This is a genomic window from Flavobacterium cellulosilyticum (assembly GCF_004349355.1).
Classification (GTDB): domain Bacteria; phylum Bacteroidota; class Bacteroidia; order Flavobacteriales; family Flavobacteriaceae; genus Flavobacterium; species Flavobacterium cellulosilyticum.
Genome location: NZ_SMFK01000002.1, coordinates 90,474 through 110,433 on the forward strand (window position 1 = coordinate 90,474; position 19,960 = coordinate 110,433).

The following is a 19,960-nucleotide window of genomic DNA, read 5'->3' on the forward strand; positions in this document are numbered from 1 at the left end:
AAAGTATTTAAATAAAACTATTGCCAAGTTTATAAACCTTTTAATATTCTGTGCTCTTTCATTGTCTTTATTGGCAGTAATTTATATTTTTTAAATGTTTAAGTCAAACCGGTTATTTTTAAATAATTTTTCTATTTATTTTATAGGTCTTATTACTAGTGGTTTAATAAGTTTTATCACGATACCTTTAATCGTAAAATATTATGGAATTCAAAATTATGGTACTTTTTCTTTAGTTCAAAATGTAATTTTGGTCCTCATATCATTTGGTGGAGGTTGGTTAAATCAATGTGTATTACGATTCAATGATTATAGTACTCGATTTAAGTTTACAGTCTTTCAGTTGTATTTGATAGCATTTATTCCAATAAGTTTTTTTTGCTTTGCAGTGTTATTGCTTATGGGATTGAGCCTTTTTATTTCGCTCATAGGAACTGCTACAATGTTTTTAGGTAGTTTAGTAGCGCTATCAGTTGTCTTTTACCAATCGAAATTTAATGCTCGAAAATCTTTTTATTTTGATTTTATTAGAATTATTGTATTTGTTTCGATGGTTTTGATTTTAAATTTTGTTTTATATCAGCGTTATACAATACTAAAATTAATAGTAAGCTTTTTTATAAGCTATTTAGCAAGTTTTTTTTTTCTACTTAAAATAGAATTTAAATTTTTAAAGACATCCATGCAATTATTTTTAAATAAATGTAGCATGCATTATGTTCAAATACTTTTTAAAGAAAATAAGTATTTGTTTCAATACGGTTGGCCATTAGCCTTGTGGTTTACTATATCATCGATATTAAATGTTTCTGACAGATATATTATTGGGTATTATCTTACAGAGAAAGATTTAGGTACCTATTCTGCAATTTATGATTTATTATATAAAGGAATTTCACTTATTTATGCTCCAATTTTAGTTGCAGGATTTCCAATTATGTCTAAAAAATACAATTCAGGAGACAAAAAAGGAGCTATACAGTTTTTGAAAAAACTGATAGCTTTTGAAGTATTAATTATCACAATAATATTAGTTTTCGCCTATTTTTTAAAAATATTTTTTATCCAGAACATAGTTGGTATTCGTATTGACAATCAAAATGTTAATTTAGTTTTTCCAATAATAATTGGAGCATTTGTATGGCAATTGGCAATGTTAGTGCACAAGCCATTAGAATTTGAGTTTAAAACAAAAAAAATGCTTTTATTCAGTATCATAGCCTTAGTAATTAATTTGGTACTCAATTTTATATTTATTCCTAAATACGGAATTGTTTTTGCAGCATATTCCACTTTTTTGAGTGCATTGGTTTATTTGATTTTAATTGTAATTGCAATTAGTTTTAAAAGTAAAAGGAAAGTATGTGGTACATAGTTTTTTTGTTCATTATAGGACTCAATGTATTATTTAATTATTACTTAAATAAAAAGTCTGGCTATCCACCATTTTTATTTAGTTTGTTGTGGTTTGGTGTTATATTTTGTCATTTTATATGTGTGACTTTCGATTTGGTAACCATTTTTGTGTTATCATTTAAAGCATTATTTATCTATACTCTTGGAGTAGTCATGTTTACCTTTGGAGGTTTAGCCGTTAAATTGAAGTCAAACAATGACGTATTTATAAAACCAGAGGATATTGATTTTAGAATTAAAAATAAATTTGATGTAGTTTTAATAATTATTTCTTTAATTTTCTTGCCTTTTTTTCTAATTAGCAGTTATAAATTAGCCGTCGAATATATGATTTTTGATAGCTTATTCGCAGGATTACGAAATTCATTTGTACAAGAACAGGACATAGGTTTTTCAAAATATGGTATTATAATTTCATTTGTAAGTTTTTTTGTGCAAGGATATCAGTATTTCAGTTTAAGAAATAATAAATTAAAATTTATACTATCGGCGATAGTCTTGTTATTGTTTTGTGTTTTTTCAACAGGAAGAACTTTTTTTATATTTTATATTAGTTTAATTTATGGTTTATTAATTGTATTTCAAAAATTTAAAAAAAAGTATATTTATTATGGAATTTCAGGGATATTAGTTTTGTTTTCAACAATCGGTATTTTATTGAATAAAGGAGGTTCTACAGAAAATAATCTACAAGAAAATATTTCAGGAATTGTTGAAAGTTTTGTGATTTATTTTATTGGAAGTCTAAGTGCATTTGACGCTTTTCTTCATTCTCATTATGTGAATACAGTTGGAGAAAATTCGTTTCGTTTCGTTTTCTCTTTTTTGTATAAGTTTGGATTTATTGAATCGAAACCTGGGGATTTAGTAGATCAATATGTTTCAATACCCTTTGATACTAACGTGTATACTATATATAAAATCTATTTTCAAGATTTCGGATTTATATATATGATATTTCTTCTATTTATTTTTGGGCTTGTTCATACGTACTTTTATCTAAAAGCGATTAGAGAACGTAAATTTGCTCCTTCGATAATATACGCCATTATGTTGTATCCACTGTTTATGTCTTTTTTTCAAGAACAATATTTCTCCTTATTGCCTACTTGGATTTACATATTTATGATAGTCCTATTTGGCAAGTATTATATAAAAGTTGGGATTCTAAATAAAGAGAAGTCATGATTACTTCAATACACTTATTGTGTTATATTAATTGAATTTAAAATAGCGCAACGATAAGATGAAAAAAATTCTAGGGATAATAATTACTTACAATCCGGACATAATTTTATTAAATAAGAACATCTCCTCCTTTATTGATATTGCCGATGAGATTCTTATTATTGATAATAATTCTATTAATAAAATTGAGTTGTTGTCTTTTGAAAATAATAAAATCAAAGTTGTCAATAATGAAAGAAATCTGGGCATTGCAGAGGGTTTAAATATTGGTCTCAATTATGCGCATCAAAATAGATTTGATTATATTTTAACCATGGATCAAGATTCCTATTTTGAAAAAAATACGGTGTCCTATTTGATTACAGGTTTCAACGAAGAATCAATTGCTATAGTTTGTCCAAGCTTAAAAGATATGAATAGCAACAATTTTAATTCTGTTGCTCAGATTTATGAAGAAATTTTTGTAGCAATTACTTCAGGTTGTTTATGTAGTGTAAGACACTTAAAATCAATTGGAGGATTTAATATTAAATTATTCATCGACTATGTAGATTTTGAACTTTGTTTACGACTTCAAAAAAGCGGGTATAAAATTTTGCAATCACAGAAGAGTGTTTTATGCCATCAGTTGGGCGATAGTCGTATTGAATATATTTTTAATATTCCATTTATTTGCACAAACCATTCCCCTTTTCGAAGGTTTTATTACGCTAGAAATAAAGTTTATATATATAAAAACTATTTTTTCTCATTTCCTATCTTTATTTTGAGAGATATAGGATCCTTCTTTAAAACTATTTTTATTATTCTCTTTTTTGAGAAGTTTAGAGCTGAGAAATTTAAAATGATTTGTAAAGGGATTTGGCATGGATTATTTTATATATAAAATTTAGAAATGAAAATTTTATTTTTCACAAAATACAATGAATTAGGACCTAGCAGCAGGTATCGGGTGTATCAGTACATCGATTCCTTTGAAAAAGCTGGAATTCAGGTTGATGTAATGCCTTTTTTTGGATCTAGATACTTTACTAACAATCTAGGTGCTAAAATCGTTTATACTTTGTATTGTTATCTACGTAGAAAACTTAGTTTACTTAATGTTTTCAACTACGATATTATTTATGTTGAATACGAATTGTTCCCTTATTTTCCAGCGTTATTCGAAAAGTTATTTAAGCTTTTAAAGGTTAAATACATTGTGGATTATGATGATGCTATTTTTCACCATTACAATACTTCTAAAAATGGGTTTATTCGATTAATGCTTTCCAATAAAATTGATTCAGTTATAAAAAACGCTAGTTATGTAATAAGTGGAAGTCCTTATTTGACACAGTACATTAGTGAATTGAATACCAATTGTGTTGAAATTCCAACTTCCGTTAGCAGTACAATATACCATCAGTTATTTGAAAAAAAGGTAAATAATGTTTTTACAATTGGATGGATTGGATCAAAAACAACGAGTGTCAATGTCTTATCGCTACTGCCTGTATTTGAAAAATTAAGTTCGAAATTTGAATTTCAATTGAATTTAATTGGATTTGACGAGCAGCTATCTAGTAAGTTGCAACATTTAAATGTACATTTTATAAAATGGGATGCCAAGACTGAAATCGACCAAATAAAAAGATTTGATGTAGGGATAATGCCTTTAGAAAACACAGCTTTCAATCAGGGGAAATGCGGATTTAAATTAGTGCAATATATGGGGTGTAGCTTGCCTACAATTTCTTCCCCACTTGAAGCCAATTTGAAAATTAATAGAAACAAAAAAAATCTTCACGCCACTTCTAATCAAGAGTGGATGGATGCTTTTGAAAAAGTATACGAAAATCAGTCGTATTACAGAGAAGTTGGTTTAGCCAATTACAATGATTTTTTAAAATATTATACCATTGAAAGTAATTATGAACGGTATATTGAAGTTTTTAAAAAATTAAAATCAAATTAATAAAAGCTTTTTTGTGTTAATAGCTTCAATACTATAGTTTTAAATTGAGCTTCGGAAAATAAAAATTATGAAAGTATGTGCGGAATAAACGGATTTGTATCCCAAATATCATTAGAAACAAAATCTATAAATGGTATTCTTGACGCTATGAATCAGGAAATAGTGCATCGAGGTCCCGATCAGGATGGGTTTTTCGTTGAAAATGATTTGGATTTTTCCATTGGAATGGCCATGCGACGATTGTCAATTATTGATTTAAAAACAGGGAAACAGCCCATTTTTTCTTCGGATAATCAAAAGGTAATTGTTTTTAATGGAGAAATTTACAATTATAAGAAATTAAAAAGCGATCATTTATCCCAATATAATTTCAAAACAAGTTCCGATACCGAAGTGATATTAGCTTTGTATGAAAAATACGGAGTACAATCATTTGCCATGCTCGACGGTATGTTTGCCTTTAGTATTTATGATAAAACAGTAAATAAAGTATTTATTGCCCGTGATTTTTTTGGAGAAAAACCATTGTATTATACCCTAAATAACAACAGTTTTTATTGGTGTTCTGAGTTAAAATCCATGTTGAAAGTCTTAGCTGAGAAACCCGAAATTTCAAAACAAGGTTTAAATGTGTATTTTCAGTTGAATTATATACCTGCTCCATTCACGATTTACGAATCCATTTCAAAACTGGAAGCGAATCATTATTTAGCATTAGATTGTGCCACTTTGAAATTTGAAATAAAAGAAATTAATTCGAACAATGCGATTGAAAAGGCAAAATTAACTAAGGAAGAAGCTATAAAAGTCAATCATGATTTAGTTTATCAAAGTATCGATAGTCGCTCCGTTTCCGATGTGCCTATTGGTACATTTCTATCTGGAGGTGTTGATTCTTCAATTGTTTCATTATGTTTGGCGCAACAATCCGAAAGGAAAATAGAAACTTTTTCTGTAGGCTTTGATAAAAAAACTTTCGATGAAACGGATAAATCACGTGCAGTTGCTAAGTTAATCAACAGTAATCATCACGAGTTTATTTTAACTGAAACCGATTTAGCAGAAAATATTGAGAAAATAATTCTTAATTTCGATGAGCCTTTTGCAGATTCATCGGCTTTGCCTACTTATTTAGTTGCCAGTAAAACCAAAGAATTTGTTACCGTTGCACTTACAGGTGATGGTGGAGATGAGGTTTATGGAGGCTACAACAAATATTATATGGGTCGATTAAATAGAAATTATACCCAATTCATGCCCCAATCCATACATAATTTTTCAGAACATATTTTAAATACGGTTTGGCATTCAAAAGAGGATCAAAGAGGATTGTTATTTAAAGCCAAACGCTTCATGAAAGCGGTGAATTATGAAGGTGATTTTTATTATGATATAGTTTCACTTGCTTTTTTGGAAAACGAACTAAAAGAGATTTTTACAAGTCCTAATTATATGCCAAATCCATTGGATTATTATAAAAAGAAGATTGGTTCAAAAAATAAATCACTGACGGATTTTAGAAATATAGATCGATTATTAAGTCTAGAGGGTGATTTATTGGTAAAAGTAGACCGAGCGGCAATGTTGACTTCATTAGAATGCAGAGCGCCTTTTCTCAATAAAACATTATGGGATTTTACCAGCAGTTTACCTGAAAATTATTTGATAAACGGATGGGATAAAAAGCATTTGCTTAAGGAATCGTTTAAAAAATATTTCCCAAAAGATTTTTTAAACAAATCCAAACAAGGTTTTGGAGTACCTGTTGGCGATTGGTTGCGAGGCGTTCTAAAAGAAGAATTAGTGTCTTTTATAGATAAAAAATTTATTGAAGACCAACAATTATTTGATTATGATACGATTTCGAAAATTGTGAACAATCATCTAGAAAGTAAAATTGACAATACTTTTAGAGTTTGGACTTTTTATTGTTTTCAATTGTGGTATAAAAAAACATTTCAAAATCAACTTACATTAAATTAATAATGAACATAATTTTATCATTATTAATTATTGGTTTTATTTTTTACACCACTAAGTTATCTTTTATAAAGTGTAGTACGAATCAAAAAGTGTTTTTACTGGTGCTTTTAATAGGTCATTATACATCAATGTGTTTCGCCTATCAAGATACTATTGATTTTCCAGGATGTGATGCCTTTAATTTTTATAAAAATGCGGTTGAGGCCGACTCTTGGGTTGAATTAATTGGACTAGGAAGTACTTTCATGACTTTTTTAATTTATCCGTTGGTAAAAGCGGGAGTGAATTTGTTTGTTCTAACGTTACTGTTTGCGACCATAAGTTACCAAGCATTTTTGTTGTTATTTGGCGAAATGAGGAAGTCAAAAACAAATAATTTACATTTTTATGGAATACCCATAAGCCAGTTCTTTTTTTTACTGCCTTCTTTGCATTATTGGTCAGGATTTCTAGGAAAAGATGTTTTGGTTTTTTTTATTTTGACCTACTTATTATTTGAATTTAAAAATAAAGCTTCGATTCACTTTTTACATATTTTTGCCCTACTATTGTTTCTGTTGCTTCGACTTCATATTTTTATGGCAGTTTTTGTGGCTGTAATAATTTATTTTTTCACTCAAAAAGATGTGGCTAAGGAATTGAAAATAAAAATGTCAATTTTAGCTTTGGGAATTTTAAGTATTTCAATTTCAATAATTGCGAGTTTTGAAAAAATTAATAATTTAACTTTAGGAACTATTTTAGAAAAATGGAAAGAAATTAATTGGTTTGCTTTGCACAGCGGTAGTGGTATTGATTTATCTGAATTATCTTATATAGGAAGAGTTGGGTTGCTATTGTTTCGGCCTTTATTTTATGATGCAAAAACGGACAATCAATATTTTATTTCAATAGAAAACTGTGTTGTTTTATTGATGGTCAGTTTAATCAGTTTTGGATTATTTGCCAAGAGAAAACAAATTAAGATGGCTAATGAAGTTAAAATGGCTTTTCTAATAGCAATTTGTAATCTACTGTTGATTTCAGTTTATATTTATAATTTAGGGTTAGCGAGTCGAATGCGATTAATGATTATGCCCTTTTTATTTTATGCGTTGCATCAAATTTATTGTAACAATGTAGATAAAAATAAAATTCATATTATTTTTCCATTTTTCAAAAAATAAAACATTGGTTAAATTATAAGTAGTTGATGAGGAAAAAAATAATTAGGATAACGACGGTTCCCATTTCTTTAGAAAAACTTCTCGAGAACCAATTGCGTTATATGAAACAGTATTATGATGTAATTGCAGTTTCTTCAGATGCACCTTATTTAGAAAAGGTGGGATTAATGCAAGAAGTTCCGGTTTTTTCAATAGAAATGACCCGAAAGATAACTCCTATTCAAGATGTAATTGCGGTTTGGAGATTGTATCGATTCTTTAAAAATGAAAAACCATTTATAGTGCATACACATACTCCAAAAGCAGGAACTTTGGGCATGATTGCGGCCAAGTTGGCAGGTGTTCCCCATAGACTTCACACCATCGCTGGACTTCCATTACTAGAAACAACTGGGAATAAACGTAAATTATTGGATCTAGTTGAAAAATGGACTTATGCTGCAGCCACAATGATTTATCCCAATTCCTTTGGTTTGAAAGAGATTATCATTCAAGAAAAATTTTGCAAACCTGAAAAATTAAAAGTGATTGGTAATGGCAGTTCAAACGGAATCAATACAACCATTTTTAATCCTGATTTATTTTCTCCAACAGATAAAGCTAATTTAAAATCCGAACTAGGGATTAGTTCAGATGATTTTGTGTTTATTTTCGTAGGTCGGTTAGTGGGGGATAAGGGGATTAACGAATTGGTAGCTGCTTTTCAAAAAATGGAGGTTTTACATCCTTCTGTAAAATTACTTTTGGTGGGTTCTAAGGAAGTTGAACTGGATCCGTTGCAATCAGAAACTTCTAATCAGATAAATTCGAATCCGAATATAATAAGCGTAGGACATCAAAACGATGTTCGTCCCTATTTTGCGGTTTCTAATGTTTTAGTATTTCCAAGTTATCGTGAAGGCTTTCCAAATGTCGTGATGCAAGCCGGAGCCATGGGCTTAGCTAGTATTGTTACCAATATAAATGGTTGCAACGAAATTGTTGAATCAGGGAAAAACGGATTAATTATTCCAGTAAAAAACGAAAGTGCGTTGCTAAATGCAATGATTCAAATGTTTGAAAGTCCAAATAATCTTCATGAAATGAGGAGTAATGCAAGGCCAATGATAGTTTTACGCTATCAACAAGAGGTAGTTTGGAAAGCCATTTTATCGGAATATAATAAATTAGAATAAGGTGTATAAAATTTTTTTTAAATTATTATTTGATACTATATTTGCCACTATTGGTTTAGTGCTATTAAGCCCAATATTTATTTTTGCAACAGTAGGTTTGTTTATTGCCAATCACGGGAAACCGTTTTTTTTTCAACTGCGTCCCGGATTGAATGGTGAGATTTTTAAGATTATCAAGTTCAAAACCATGAACGAGAAAAAAGATTGTGAAGGTAATTTATTATCAGATGAAAAAAGGTTGACGAAAATTGGTAAATTTGTGCGAAAAACATCTTTGGATGAAATACCTCAATTGATAAATGTGATTAAAGGAGATATGAGTTTGATAGGGCCAAGACCATTATTGCCGGAATACTTGCCTTTGTATAATAAAAAACAAAATCGACGTCATGAAGTAAAACCCGGCATAACAGGTTGGGCACAAGTGAACGGAAGGAATGCGATTAGTTGGCAACAAAAGTTTGAATTTGATGTCTGGTATGTTGATCACATTTCATTTGGTATGGATTTAAAAATATTTTTATGGACCCTAAATAAAGTATTTGTTCGAGAAGGGATAAACAGTATAGGACAAGTGACAACAGAAGCTTTTAAAGGGAATTAAAATGGGAGCTATAATAACGGCGATAGAATATGTATATCCGAAACAAAAAATAAGTAATGAAGATTTGTCAAATCAATTCCCAGAATATGATTTTTCTAAATTTGAAGAAAAGGTTGGGATAAAAAACAGGTACTGGGTTCAGGAAAACGAAACGGCTTTTGATTTAGCAAAGCAAGCGTGCAATGAATTATTTAAGAAAATCAATAAGGACGATATTGATTATGTTTTATATTGTACTCAAAGCCCAGAGTATTTTTTGCCGACAACAGCCTGTATTTTGCAAAACCATTTAGGGTTAAAAAAAAATATTGGTGCTTTGGATTTTAATCTTGGATGTTCGGGTTTTACGTATGGACTTAGTCTTGCAAAAGGATTGATAAATTCTGGTCAAGCAAAAAACATATTGTTGGTCACCGCTGAAACATATTCAAAATATTTACATCCGAAAGACCGTTCCAATAGAGCTATTTTTGGCGATGCAGCAGCAGCTACTTTAATTTCATTTTCCATAGAGGAATATATAGGTGAATTTTTATTTGGAACTGATGGTGCTGGATATGATAAATTAATAGTTAAAAATGGGTGCAGTAAATCACCATTTAATGCTGAAGTTGAAGAAATTGAGTATGGAACAGATAACATTTATTCTGACAATCATTTGTATATGAATGGTCCAGAAGTTTTCGATTTTACTAATAATGTAATACCAAATTTCACTAAAGAAATTGTATTAAAAAACGCAATGGCATTAGATAAAATTGATCAATTTGTGTTTCATCAGGCGAATGCTTTTATGCTAAATTTTATGCGTAAAAGATTAAAAATAGAATCCAATTCCTTTTTCATTGATATGGAAGACGGAGGAAATACAGTTTCTTGTACAATCCCAATAGCTTTGAAAAAATATAGCCAATCTATAAATGAAAATGAAAACATTCTGGTTGTTGGGTTTGGTGTAGGTTTATCATGGTGTGGAGGATTAATAAAAATAAATAGAAAATTATAAAAGGGATATAACAATGATAAAACAAGATTTTTTGTTACGATTAAAAGAAGAGTTAGAATTAGAAGCTACTCTTGAGGGTTCTGTAGAATTAAAAGAATTAGATGAGTGGGATTCTATGGTGACTATGGTTTTGATTGGATTTGTTTCAAATGAATTTGATGTAATTCTTAATCCAGATGACATTAAAGAAATGACTACAATTGATTCTCTTATGAGCAGAATAGGTATGGAAAAATTTAATTAAATGCTTTATTTATTTAATAGTATATAATGAATATTATTTTAACGGGTGCTACTTCGGGAATAGGTTTTGAAACTTTAAAGCAATTGGTAGAAAACGGACATACTGTTTTTGCAATTGGAAGAGATTTTTCAAAAATCGATGCCTATATTGAGGACAATAAAAATCATATAATAAAGTATGTTTTTGATTTTAAAAACATTCAAGATATTGAAGATTTATTTTCTAAATTTGAGTTAGCAAAAGATAAGTTGGATGGGTTGATACATTGTGCTGGAATTGAAGAGACACTACCATTGACTTTATATACTCCTGATAAAATAAAACAGATTTATGATATTAATGTTTTTGCAGGAATAGAATTATTAAGACATTTTACAAAAAAGAAATACAGTAACGAGGGTTCGAGTGTTGTTTTTATGTCATCTGTTATGGGGATTCTTGGGCAACCTGGAAAAATTGGATATTGTTCTTCTAAAGCAGCCGTTTTAGGGATGGTTAAAGCAAGTGCACTGGAATTTTCCAAAAGGAAAATTAGGGTTAATGCCGTTTTGCCAGGTGTAGTTAATACTCCAATGACACAAAATTTATTTGCACAATTAGATGAGGGGAACATAAAACAAATTACAGACATGCATCCTTTAGGATTAGGTGAAGTAGAGGATATTGTTCCGATGATTCTTTTTTTAATATCTAAAGATTCAAAATGGATTACAGGGCAAAGCTTTATAATTGATGGTGGTTATTCTGTTAAGTAAATAATATATATAGTAATTTTAGAACTCTTTTGGAGTTTAATTGAAAATAATTTGTTAAAACCCATACAAATAAAAAAATGATGAAAATTGCTATCATAGGAGCTGGGGGCTTTGGAAGAGAGGTTAAAATGCTTATTGATCAGATAAACTTAAAACATAAGCAGTATGAGTTTATAGGTTTTTTTGATGATGGAATTGAAAAAGACTCATTGGTGAATGGTTTTCCTGTATTAGGAAATATAGACGATATTAACACCATTAATTACGATATTGCTATAGTTATAGCAATCGGAAATCCAAACACCAAAAAGAATATTTTAAATAAGATCAATAGCAAAAAAGTTGTTTTTCCTACTTTAATTCATCCAAATGTACAGTTTGATAATGATGGGGTAACTATTGGAAAAGGATGCATAATATGCGCATCAAACATTATCACTGTTAATGTTACCATAGGAGATTTTGTTATTCTAAATTTGATGTGTACTGTTGGACATGATGTAATTATAAATGACTTTTGTTCCTTTATGCCATCAGTTAATATTTCAGGAGAAGTAATAATAGAACAAGGGGTCTATATTGGAACTGGAGCTGTAATTATTAACCAATTGAATATAGGGGAGAATACGATAGTAGGAGCTGGTTCTCTTGTTGTTAAAACATTACCAAAAAACTGTACTGCACTAGGAATTCCTGCAAAACCTATTAAATACCATGAATAAACCAAAAATATTTATTTCTTCCCCTCACATGGGAGGCAGTGAACAAAAATTTATACAAGAAGCTTTCGATACCAATTGGATTGCTCCGCTGGGTCCAAATGTCAGTGGGTTTGAAAGTGATTTAGAAAACTATATTCAAGAAAAGAAGTTTGTAGCTGCTTTAAGTTCTGGAACAGCGGCAATTCATCTTGGACTTATTTTGTTAGGAGTAAAAGCAGGTGATGAAGTGATTTGTCAAAGTATGACATTTTCGGCCTCAGCAAACCCAATTTTATATTTAGGTGCTACTCCAGTTTTTATAGATAGTGAACTCGAAACTTGGAATCTTTGTCCAAAGGTATTGGACGAAGCTATTTTTGATATGCAAGAAAAGGGAAGAAAACCTAAAGCAATTATTGCGGTGCATCTTTATGGAATTCCTTACCAAATTGAAGCCATTCGTTTGGTGGCAGACAAATATAATATTCCAATTTTAGAAGATAGTGCCGAAGCTGTTGGAAGTAGTTATAAAGGTAAAAAATGTGGTACTTTTGGCGATATTGGTGTACTGTCATTTAATGGAAATAAAATCATAACCACATCGGGAGGTGGTGCTATTGTAACATCAACGAATGTTCTAAAACAAAAAGCTATTTTTTTTGCAACCCAATCCAGAGATGATGCACCTCATTATCAACATAGCGAAATAGGGTATAATTATAGGTTGAGCAATGTTAGTGCAGGTATTGGAAGAGGACAAATGGAAGTTTTAGAATCACGCGTCAACTTACGTAGAGAGATGCATCATTTTTATGAAGATTTATTCAAAGATATAAATGGAGTAACCTTATTTACTGTAGATGATAAAGATTATTATGCCAATTATTGGTTGAGTTCTATATTAATTGATCCCAAATTGACTAATGGGATTGACAGGGAAACTGTTCGACTTGCATTCGAAGCTGAAAATATTGAAAGCCGACCTTTATGGAAACCAATGCATTTACAACCTATCTTCGAAAAATATCCTTATTATGGTAACCAAGTTGCAGAAACCTTATTCGAAAAAGGATTGTGTTTACCATCAGGTTCCAGTCTATCAGATGAAGACAGATTAAGAATAAAAAATGTAATCTATAATTTATTCGCGATTAATTAGAGTTTCAGTAATAGGATTGAACAAGTTAATATTCACCAATTTTTTATAAATAAATGAACATAGAGAAAACTTTCATAGCAGATTTAGTAGTACTTAATCCTTCAATTTACAATGATGAAAGAGGCTATTTTTTTGAAGCCTATAATCAGTCTAAATTTAATAAAAATGGGATTGAATATCAATTTATACAGGACAATCAATCTTTTTCAAAACGAGGTGTCATACGTGGTTTGCATTTGCAAATCAATCCTTTTGCACAAGCCAAGTTAGTACGTGTATTAGAAGGAGAAATTTTAGATGTAGCGGTAGATCTTCGAAAAAATTCACCTACCTATGGTAAGCATTTCAGCGTAGTATTGAGCTCAGAAAATAAAAAACAATTAATGGTTCCACATGGCTTTGCGCATGGTTTTTCAGTATTGAGCGAAACGGCATCTGTACTTTATAAAGTGGATCAAATATATCATAAAGAAAGCGAAAGAGGGATTCGATACGACGATCCTATTTTAGCTATCGATTGGCAAATAAATCCGGAAGAAGTGATAGTTTCTGAAAAGGATTTGATATTGCCTAGTTTAAATGAAGTTAATTGGTCATTTGAATAATATGAAAAAAGTACTTGTAACTGGAGCCAATGGACAATTGGGTTCAGAAATAAAAGAATTAGCGGTTCATTATTCGAAATTTGATTTTATATTCACAGATATTGCCGATTTTCCATTAGATAAAGAGGCTGAAATAGTTGCCAATTTCAACCAAATTCAACCAGATATTGTGATTAATTGCGCAGCCTATACTGCTGTAGATAAAGCAGAACAAGATCAGGAAACTGCGAATGCTATTAACCATTTAGCCATTAAAACTTTAGCTCAATTGTGTAAAGAGACTAATGCTAAATTGATACATATTTCTACAGATTACGTTTTTGACGGAACATCAGCAATAGCCTATAAGGAAGAAGATATTCCTAATCCAAAAAGTGTATACGGAGTGACCAAATTAGCAGGTGAAATTGCTTGTCAAAGAGAATGTCCAGATGGTATTATTATTAGAACAGCTTGGGTTTATTCAGAATTTGGAAATAATTTTGTAAAAACTATGTTGCGATTAATGACGGAAAGAGAAACATTGAGTGTAGTTAACGATCAAGTTGGTTCTCCAACATACGCAGCAGATTTAGCACAGGTAATTTTAACAATTTTAGACAATGAAAAATGGGAGCCTGGTACCTATCATTATTCAAATCATGGAGAAATAAGTTGGTTTGATTTTGCAAATGACATAAAAGAAATTGCAAATAAATCATGTGAGATAATTGGGATTCCAGCTTCCAATTATCCTACTCCAGCCGAAAGACCTGCTTATTCATTATTGAATAAAGCTAAAATTAAAGCAGTATATGATATAGATCCAGTAGATTATAAAATAAGTCTTAAGAAAATGATGGCAAGATTATAAGAAAAGTGTTAGCTGTTTTTTTTTGTAATTCGGTTTTAATTACAATTCATAACTCAAAATAAAAATATGAAAGGAATAATACTCGCCGGTGGATCCGGTACTCGATTGCATCCGCTGACTATGGCAATGAGCAAGCAAATGATGCCAGTTTATGACAAACCCATGATTTATTATCCGTTGTCTACTTTGATGTTGGCAGGCATTAATGAAATTTTAATTATTTCAACACCTCATGATTTACCTAATTTTAAAAAATTATTGGGCGATGGATCAGAGATTGGATGTAAATTTTGTTATGCCGAACAAGCCATTCCTAATGGTTTAGCACAAGCTTTTGTGATCGGGGAAGAGTTTATTGGTAATGATAGTGTAGCACTAGTATTAGGAGATAATATTTTCTTTGGAGCAAATATGGATGAGTTATTGAAATCAAATAACAATCCTAAAGGTGGAGTCGTTTTTGCCTATCATGTTTCTGATCCCGAACGCTATGGAGTAGTGGAATTTGACGCTGATTTGAAAGCGATTTCCATTGAAGAAAAACCAAAAACACCCAAATCCAATTATGCTGTTCCAGGATTGTATTTCTATGATAATTCGGTTGTAGAAATCGCTAAAAATATCGAGCCGAGTGCAAGAGGTGAATATGAGATTACCGATGTGAATAAAGTGTATTTAGAAAAAGGACTATTAAAAGTAGGGATTTTAAGCAGGGGAACAGCTTGGTTAGATACAGGGACTTTTAATAGTTTGATGCAAGCAGGACAATTTGTACAGGTAATAGAAGAACGTCAAGGATTAAAAGTGGGTTGTATCGAAGAAATTGCTTGGCGACAAGGGTTTATTAGTAATGAACAACTTAAAAGTATAGCCGTACCATTATTAAAATCCGGTTATGGCGATTATTTGCTGCAATTGTTGAAACAAAAATTTTAAAATAATAATAAATTAATTTAGTTAAGCACTAATTACTAAGCACTTAAATATAGTAGTTTTATTCCTAATAAAAAAATAGGAAATAAAATGAATACTTGTTATTAGTCTGATTTTAAAAGCATTTCATCTATTATGGTCAAATGTATTTTTGAAAAGTATTAAATAATACGATTAATTTGTATTTTTGTTGAATAGTGAATACACATATATTTAAATGTAGGTTGGTAGAAAAAGCGAGTATGAAGAAATTAATAAATTTTACGGAAACTAACTTTAGAATTAATATACATAACTTAAGTTATTTGCCGCGGTGGATAATTGTTATTATTGATTTTTCAGTCCTGATTACGTCTTTCTTGCTTACTTATTCATTATTTATAGGATTCCAATTAGACTATATTATCACAAAAAAATATTTTACTTTTATTATTATATTTTTTGGAGTAAATTTATTTTTCTTTTGGTTGTTTAGAACATATTCGGGAATTATTCGACATTCGTCTTATATTGATGCTGTCAAGCTTTTATTTTCGCAAACTTCAGTTTTGGTGTTTTTTCTTTTTTTTAATTTTTTATTTGAAATGTTATATAAAGAAAAGGCAATTTTAAACACGGCCCTTTTTATAAATATTGTCCTTTCTTTTTGCGGTTTGTTTTTATATCGTGTAATTGTAAAACAAACTTTTGAGCTCTATTTTATTGAGAAAAACGAAAATAAATTAATTAAGGCTGTAATATATGGTACCGATGCCAATGCAATTTCAGTTGCTAAATCGTTGAAACTTGAAACTCCTTCTCGTTTTAAAATTGTTGCATTTGTTGATAAAAATAATCAAAATGCTTCTAAACGAATGTTGGATTTACCTATACTTATTCAAAGGAAAAAAATTCCTGCTTTAATGCGTTCTGTTGGAGCAGAAGGTCTGGTTATTGCAGATAAAAGTTTGTCTAAAGAAGAACAATTAGTATTAATTGAACAATGTTTAGAATTTAATTATAAAGTTTATAATATTCCTACGATTACTGATTGGGAAGATCAAAAAGAAATTTCTCAAAAAGTAAAAAACATCCAAATTGAAGATTTATTGGAAAGAGAAGCCATTAAATTGGATAGTATTTCTATTTCTAAACAATTAGAAGATAAAACAATTTTAATTACAGGAGCTGCAGGTTCTATTGGTAGTGAAATTGTACGTCAGGTCTTGAGTTTCAATCCCAAGAAAGTAATAATATTAGATCAGGCTGAAACACCATTACATCATATCTGTTTAGAAGTTGAAAACATCAAATCAGATACTATTATTCATACTGTCATAACCGATATCAGAAATAAAGTTGCATTAGAACGTATTTTTAAAATGTACCAGCCTCAAATGGTTTACCATGCAGCAGCCTATAAGCATGTCCCATTAATGGAAGAAAATCCTTCTCAAGCGATACTCACTAACGTAGAAGGGACTAAAAACCTAGCCGATTTATCTTGTAAATATAAGGTCCATAAATTTGTGATGATATCGACAGATAAAGCTGTAAACCCAAGTAATGTTATGGGAGCCAGTAAAAGAATCGCCGAAAAATATGTACAGTCCTTATATTTAAAAAGCAAAGGATTAAACGACTTGCATGCAACTAAGTTTATTACTACTCGTTTTGGAAACGTTTTGGGTTCCAATGGTTCAGTTGTACCTTTATTTACTAAACAGATTGCTGAAGGTGGGCCCATTACTATTACCCATCCTGATATTATCCGATATTTTATGACTATTCCTGAAGCTTGCCAATTGGTACTTGAAGCGGGATCAATGGGTAATGGAGGCGAGATTTATATTTTTGATATGGGGAAACCAGTCAAAATTATTGATTTGGCCAGAAAGATGATCAAATTAGCAGGGTTTATTCCTGAAAGAGACATCAAAATTAAAATAGTGGGATTGAGACCAGGGGAAAAATTATATGAAGAATTGCTTAACGACACTTCAAAAACGTTAACAACCTATCATGAGAAAATTATGATTGCTGAAGAAATTCAAATGGAATTTGAAGATTTACATACAGATATTGAAGAACTGATTGGAATTGCAGACTTCTTTGATAACGAGGATATTGTGTCCAAAATGAAAAAAATTGTACCTGAGTTTATCTCCATGAATTCAAGTTATGCATTATTGGATAAATAAACGATTCTTGGATTTTGGATTCGCATTAATCCAGATATTTCATTAAGAATAGTTTATTCTTTTTTCGAAAATAACTAGTCTTTTTTAAAATATTGGTTATTGCTAATGGCTTCTTTCAATGGCATCCAATCTTTAAGTTTTATTTTTTCATTAAAAGAGGCTACATGTTTGTCATGATGTACATCAGAACCAGTGAAATCATACATTCCTTTTTGGAGTAATTTATCAGCAATATTGGCAATTCCTTCTCCATAATAGCCCACTACAGACAATAAATTCAACTGGAACAGGCAACCTGCATTCTTTAGTTTTTGGTAATGCTCAAAATTTTGGTTATAAAATATATAGCGTTCGGGATGTGCTAGAACCGGAATATAACCCGCAACCTGTAAATCGAATAAAATAGTATACAACTGGATAGGAGGATTGATATAAGACATTTCGACCAATACATGCTTTTTTTTGAGTGTCAATAAATCGCCTTCTTTAAATAATTTTACAAATTGATCATCCATCATGTATTCAGATGCTGCCCGAAAAGGAACTGTAATTTTGTTTTTTTCCAATTCAAGCAGTGTACTAGTTTCACTTTTTTTAATATCACTAGTGCTATTATCCCAAACATGTTGAATACTGTGTGGTGTAGTGATGAATTCCGAAAAACCTAAGTCCATTAGTGCTTGAGTCAATCGAAGGGTATCCTTAAAAGTTCTGGCACCATCATCTATTCCAGGCAAAAGATGCGAATGGATATCGACATAATTATCGGGGATAAGATCTTTGAGTGCGGGTTTTGATTTGAATAAATTAAACATAACACAAATGTACATCATTTGATATTTATTTGGAGTATAGCCAATTCGAATTCATCATCATTTTAATTTAAAATATTGATTTTACCCAGTGAGAACCATTAGTTTTAGAATTTAAAATTTATATTAATGGCTCTAAAAGGCTGATAAAAAAGTAAATCCAATTGAATAGGCCATTAAATTTTATTTATCTCCTTTGTTGTTAAGAATATTCTAAAATGTATTTTTAACAATGGGTTATAAATTATTATATTTGCGAAGCAACAAAGGTCCATTTTTACCTTTTTTATTTCGTTTACGACTATTCTTTTTTTGTTCGAAAAAGGGAACATAACATAACTAATGAACACTACAGAAAATTCGAAGTCCGATTGGTTGTTTGAAATAACGCCAAAAAACAAATTTTTTTCACTTAATCTTAAGGAAGTTTGGCAATATCGTGATTTACTATTGCTTTTTGTCAAACGTGATGTTGTTACGGTTTATAAACAAACTGTTTTAGGACCTTTATGGTATTTGATACAGCCCTTATTTACCTCAATTACCTTTACGATTATTTTTAATAAAGTAGCTGGGATAGACACAGGAACTGTGCCTCCTTTTTTGTTCAATTTGGCCGGAATCACGGTTTGGAATTATTTTACAGCCTGCCTCAATGGTACTTCAAATACTTTTGCCAGTAATGCGGCTATTTTTGGCAAGGTCTATTTTCCTAGGATCATCATGCCACTATCAGTAGTGATTTCGAATTTGTTGAAATTTGGCATCCAATTTATAATTTTTGTAGTTTTTTACATTGTCTATTATCTGAATGGAGCCGCAATCAGTATCAATGGAGCAACCTTGTTTTTTCCACTGTTAGTTGCTTTAATGGGTGTTTTAGGCTTGGGTTTGGGAATGATTATTTCTTCTTTGGTCACCAAATATAGAGACTTTACTTATCTGATTGGTTTTGGTGTGCAATTGTTGATGTATTTATCAGCAGTTATGTATCCCATGGCATTGATAAAAGAAAAATTACCTTCCTACGGTTGGCTGGTAGAATATAATCCCTTGGCTTATGTTATAGAAACTTCGCGATACATGTTGCTCGATATTGGACACATTTCAATTTTCGGATTGGGGTATACATTTTTAGTTACTCTTGTTGTATTTTTATTCGGAGTACTTATTTTTAATAAGACAGAGAAGAGTTTTATAGATACGGTATGATAAGTTGTGGG

The 19,960-nt window shown here is 30.4% G+C and carries 19 protein-coding genes; 18 read left to right on the forward strand and 1 reads right to left on the reverse strand.

Annotated elements, in window-relative coordinates; genetic code table 11:
- Positions 1-94 precede the first annotated feature (94 nt).
- From E0F76_RS04350 to E0F76_RS04430, 17 genes are all read left to right on the forward strand, one after another.
- Positions 95-1,375, forward strand: coding sequence for an oligosaccharide flippase family protein (locus E0F76_RS04350; RefSeq protein ID WP_132001893.1), 1,281 nt, complete (start codon positions 95-97; stop codon positions 1,373-1,375).
- Positions 1,363-2,604: an O-antigen polymerase gene (locus tag E0F76_RS04355; RefSeq protein WP_132001896.1), complete on the forward strand. Its 1,242-nt coding sequence runs from the start codon at positions 1,363-1,365 to the stop codon at positions 2,602-2,604. The genes E0F76_RS04350 and E0F76_RS04355 overlap by 13 nt, the downstream gene beginning before the upstream one ends.
- Positions 2,605-2,662: 58 nt before the next feature.
- Positions 2,663-3,490 carry a glycosyltransferase gene (locus E0F76_RS04360; protein WP_132001898.1) on the forward strand — a complete coding sequence of 276 codons (828 nt, stop codon included), beginning with the start codon at positions 2,663-2,665 and terminating at the stop codon, positions 3,488-3,490.
- Positions 3,491-3,499: 9 nt separating this feature from the next.
- Positions 3,500-4,561: a glycosyltransferase family 4 protein gene (locus tag E0F76_RS04365; RefSeq protein WP_132001901.1), complete on the forward strand. Its 1,062-nt coding sequence runs from the start codon at positions 3,500-3,502 to the stop codon at positions 4,559-4,561.
- Positions 4,562-4,636: 75 nt separating this feature from the next.
- Entirely contained in the window at positions 4,637-6,544 is a 1,908-nt protein-coding gene (gene asnB / locus E0F76_RS04370; RefSeq protein WP_132001904.1) for an asparagine synthase (glutamine-hydrolyzing), read from the forward strand.
- Positions 6,545-6,546: 2 nt separating this feature from the next.
- Entirely contained in the window at positions 6,547-7,710 is a 1,164-nt protein-coding gene (locus tag E0F76_RS04375) for a hypothetical protein (RefSeq protein ID WP_132001907.1), read from the forward strand.
- 26 nt (positions 7,711-7,736) lie between these two features.
- Positions 7,737-8,885 (forward strand): glycosyltransferase family 4 protein, encoded by a 1,149-nt coding sequence (locus E0F76_RS04380; protein WP_181954031.1) that lies wholly within the window; start codon positions 7,737-7,739, stop codon positions 8,883-8,885.
- A 1-nt stretch (position 8,886) separates the two neighbouring features.
- Entirely contained in the window at positions 8,887-9,489 is a 603-nt protein-coding gene (locus tag E0F76_RS04385) for a sugar transferase (RefSeq protein WP_132001913.1), read from the forward strand.
- 1 nt (position 9,490) lies between these two features.
- Positions 9,491-10,495, forward strand: coding sequence for a ketoacyl-ACP synthase III (locus E0F76_RS04390; RefSeq protein ID WP_132001916.1), 1,005 nt, complete (start codon positions 9,491-9,493; stop codon positions 10,493-10,495).
- A 13-nt stretch (positions 10,496-10,508) separates the two neighbouring features.
- Positions 10,509-10,739 carry an acyl carrier protein gene (locus E0F76_RS04395; RefSeq protein ID WP_132001919.1) on the forward strand — a complete coding sequence of 77 codons (231 nt, stop codon included), beginning with the start codon at positions 10,509-10,511 and terminating at the stop codon, positions 10,737-10,739.
- 26 nt (positions 10,740-10,765) lie between these two features.
- A complete protein-coding gene (locus tag E0F76_RS04400) occupies positions 10,766-11,494 on the forward strand; it encodes an SDR family NAD(P)-dependent oxidoreductase (protein ID WP_132001922.1) in 729 nt (242 codons plus the stop codon).
- Between the two features lie 77 nt (positions 11,495-11,571).
- Complete coding sequence (locus tag E0F76_RS04405) at positions 11,572-12,216, forward strand: acetyltransferase (protein ID WP_132001925.1); 645 nt, start codon at positions 11,572-11,574, stop codon at positions 12,214-12,216.
- Positions 12,209-13,354 carry a DegT/DnrJ/EryC1/StrS family aminotransferase gene (locus tag E0F76_RS04410; protein WP_132001928.1) on the forward strand — a complete coding sequence of 382 codons (1,146 nt, stop codon included), beginning with the start codon at positions 12,209-12,211 and terminating at the stop codon, positions 13,352-13,354. The genes E0F76_RS04405 and E0F76_RS04410 overlap by 8 nt, the downstream gene beginning before the upstream one ends.
- A 53-nt stretch (positions 13,355-13,407) precedes the next feature.
- Positions 13,408-13,959, forward strand: a complete 552-nt coding sequence (gene rfbC / locus E0F76_RS04415) for a dTDP-4-dehydrorhamnose 3,5-epimerase (protein WP_132001931.1) — start codon at positions 13,408-13,410, stop codon at positions 13,957-13,959.
- Position 13,960: 1 nt separating this feature from the next.
- Positions 13,961-14,812, forward strand: a complete 852-nt coding sequence (gene rfbD, locus E0F76_RS04420) for a dTDP-4-dehydrorhamnose reductase (RefSeq protein WP_132001934.1) — start codon at positions 13,961-13,963, stop codon at positions 14,810-14,812.
- Positions 14,813-14,878: 66 nt separating this feature from the next.
- Positions 14,879-15,748: a glucose-1-phosphate thymidylyltransferase RfbA gene (gene rfbA, locus E0F76_RS04425; protein ID WP_132001937.1), complete on the forward strand. Its 870-nt coding sequence runs from the start codon at positions 14,879-14,881 to the stop codon at positions 15,746-15,748.
- A gap of 239 nt (positions 15,749-15,987) precedes the next feature.
- Positions 15,988-17,925, forward strand: a complete 1,938-nt coding sequence (locus E0F76_RS04430; protein WP_132001940.1) for a polysaccharide biosynthesis protein — start codon at positions 15,988-15,990, stop codon at positions 17,923-17,925.
- 74 nt (positions 17,926-17,999) lie between these two features.
- Here E0F76_RS04430 and E0F76_RS04435 read toward each other — a convergent pair whose 3' ends face one another.
- A complete protein-coding gene (locus E0F76_RS04435; RefSeq protein ID WP_132003115.1) occupies positions 18,000-18,740 on the reverse strand; it encodes a tyrosine-protein phosphatase in 741 nt (246 codons plus the stop codon).
- 339 nt (positions 18,741-19,079) lie between these two features.
- On the opposite strand from E0F76_RS04435, the gene E0F76_RS04440 reads away from it, so the two are divergent.
- Complete coding sequence (locus tag E0F76_RS04440) at positions 19,080-19,949, forward strand: ABC transporter permease (RefSeq protein ID WP_132001943.1); 870 nt, start codon at positions 19,080-19,082, stop codon at positions 19,947-19,949.
- Positions 19,950-19,960: the final 11 nt, after the last annotated feature.

What these genes read in the sequence shown, in the direction of transcription:
- rfbA (WP_132001937.1), top strand. Translation starts at nt 14,879, where the DNA reads ATGAAAGGAATAATACTCGCCGGTGGATCCGGTACTCGATTGCATCCG.
- E0F76_RS04365 (WP_132001901.1), top strand. Translation starts at nt 3,500, where the DNA reads ATGAAAATTTTATTTTTCACAAAATACAATGAATTAGGACCTAGCAGC.
- E0F76_RS04380 (WP_181954031.1), top strand. Translation starts at nt 7,737, where the DNA reads ATGAGGAAAAAAATAATTAGGATAACGACGGTTCCCATTTCTTTAGAA.
- E0F76_RS04390 (WP_132001916.1), top strand. Translation starts at nt 9,491, where the DNA reads ATGGGAGCTATAATAACGGCGATAGAATATGTATATCCGAAACAAAAA.
- E0F76_RS04430 (WP_132001940.1), top strand. Translation starts at nt 15,988, where the DNA reads ATGAAGAAATTAATAAATTTTACGGAAACTAACTTTAGAATTAATATA.
- E0F76_RS04405 (WP_132001925.1), top strand. Translation starts at nt 11,572, where the DNA reads ATGATGAAAATTGCTATCATAGGAGCTGGGGGCTTTGGAAGAGAGGTT.
- E0F76_RS04355 (WP_132001896.1), top strand. Translation starts at nt 1,363, where the DNA reads ATGTGGTACATAGTTTTTTTGTTCATTATAGGACTCAATGTATTATTT.
- E0F76_RS04360 (WP_132001898.1), top strand. Translation starts at nt 2,663, where the DNA reads ATGAAAAAAATTCTAGGGATAATAATTACTTACAATCCGGACATAATT.
- asnB (WP_132001904.1), top strand. Translation starts at nt 4,637, where the DNA reads ATGTGCGGAATAAACGGATTTGTATCCCAAATATCATTAGAAACAAAA.
- E0F76_RS04395 (WP_132001919.1), top strand. Translation starts at nt 10,509, where the DNA reads ATGATAAAACAAGATTTTTTGTTACGATTAAAAGAAGAGTTAGAATTA.
- rfbD (WP_132001934.1), top strand. Translation starts at nt 13,961, where the DNA reads ATGAAAAAAGTACTTGTAACTGGAGCCAATGGACAATTGGGTTCAGAA.
- E0F76_RS04375 (WP_132001907.1), top strand. Translation starts at nt 6,547, where the DNA reads ATGAACATAATTTTATCATTATTAATTATTGGTTTTATTTTTTACACC.
- E0F76_RS04435 (WP_132003115.1), bottom strand. Translation starts at nt 18,740, where the DNA reads ATGTTTAATTTATTCAAATCAAAACCCGCACTCAAAGATCTTATCCCC.
- rfbC (WP_132001931.1), top strand. Translation starts at nt 13,408, where the DNA reads ATGAACATAGAGAAAACTTTCATAGCAGATTTAGTAGTACTTAATCCT.
- E0F76_RS04410 (WP_132001928.1), top strand. Translation starts at nt 12,209, where the DNA reads ATGAATAAACCAAAAATATTTATTTCTTCCCCTCACATGGGAGGCAGT.
- E0F76_RS04440 (WP_132001943.1), top strand. Translation starts at nt 19,080, where the DNA reads ATGAACACTACAGAAAATTCGAAGTCCGATTGGTTGTTTGAAATAACG.
- E0F76_RS04350 (WP_132001893.1), top strand. Translation starts at nt 95, where the DNA reads ATGTTTAAGTCAAACCGGTTATTTTTAAATAATTTTTCTATTTATTTT.
- E0F76_RS04400 (WP_132001922.1), top strand. Translation starts at nt 10,766, where the DNA reads ATGAATATTATTTTAACGGGTGCTACTTCGGGAATAGGTTTTGAAACT.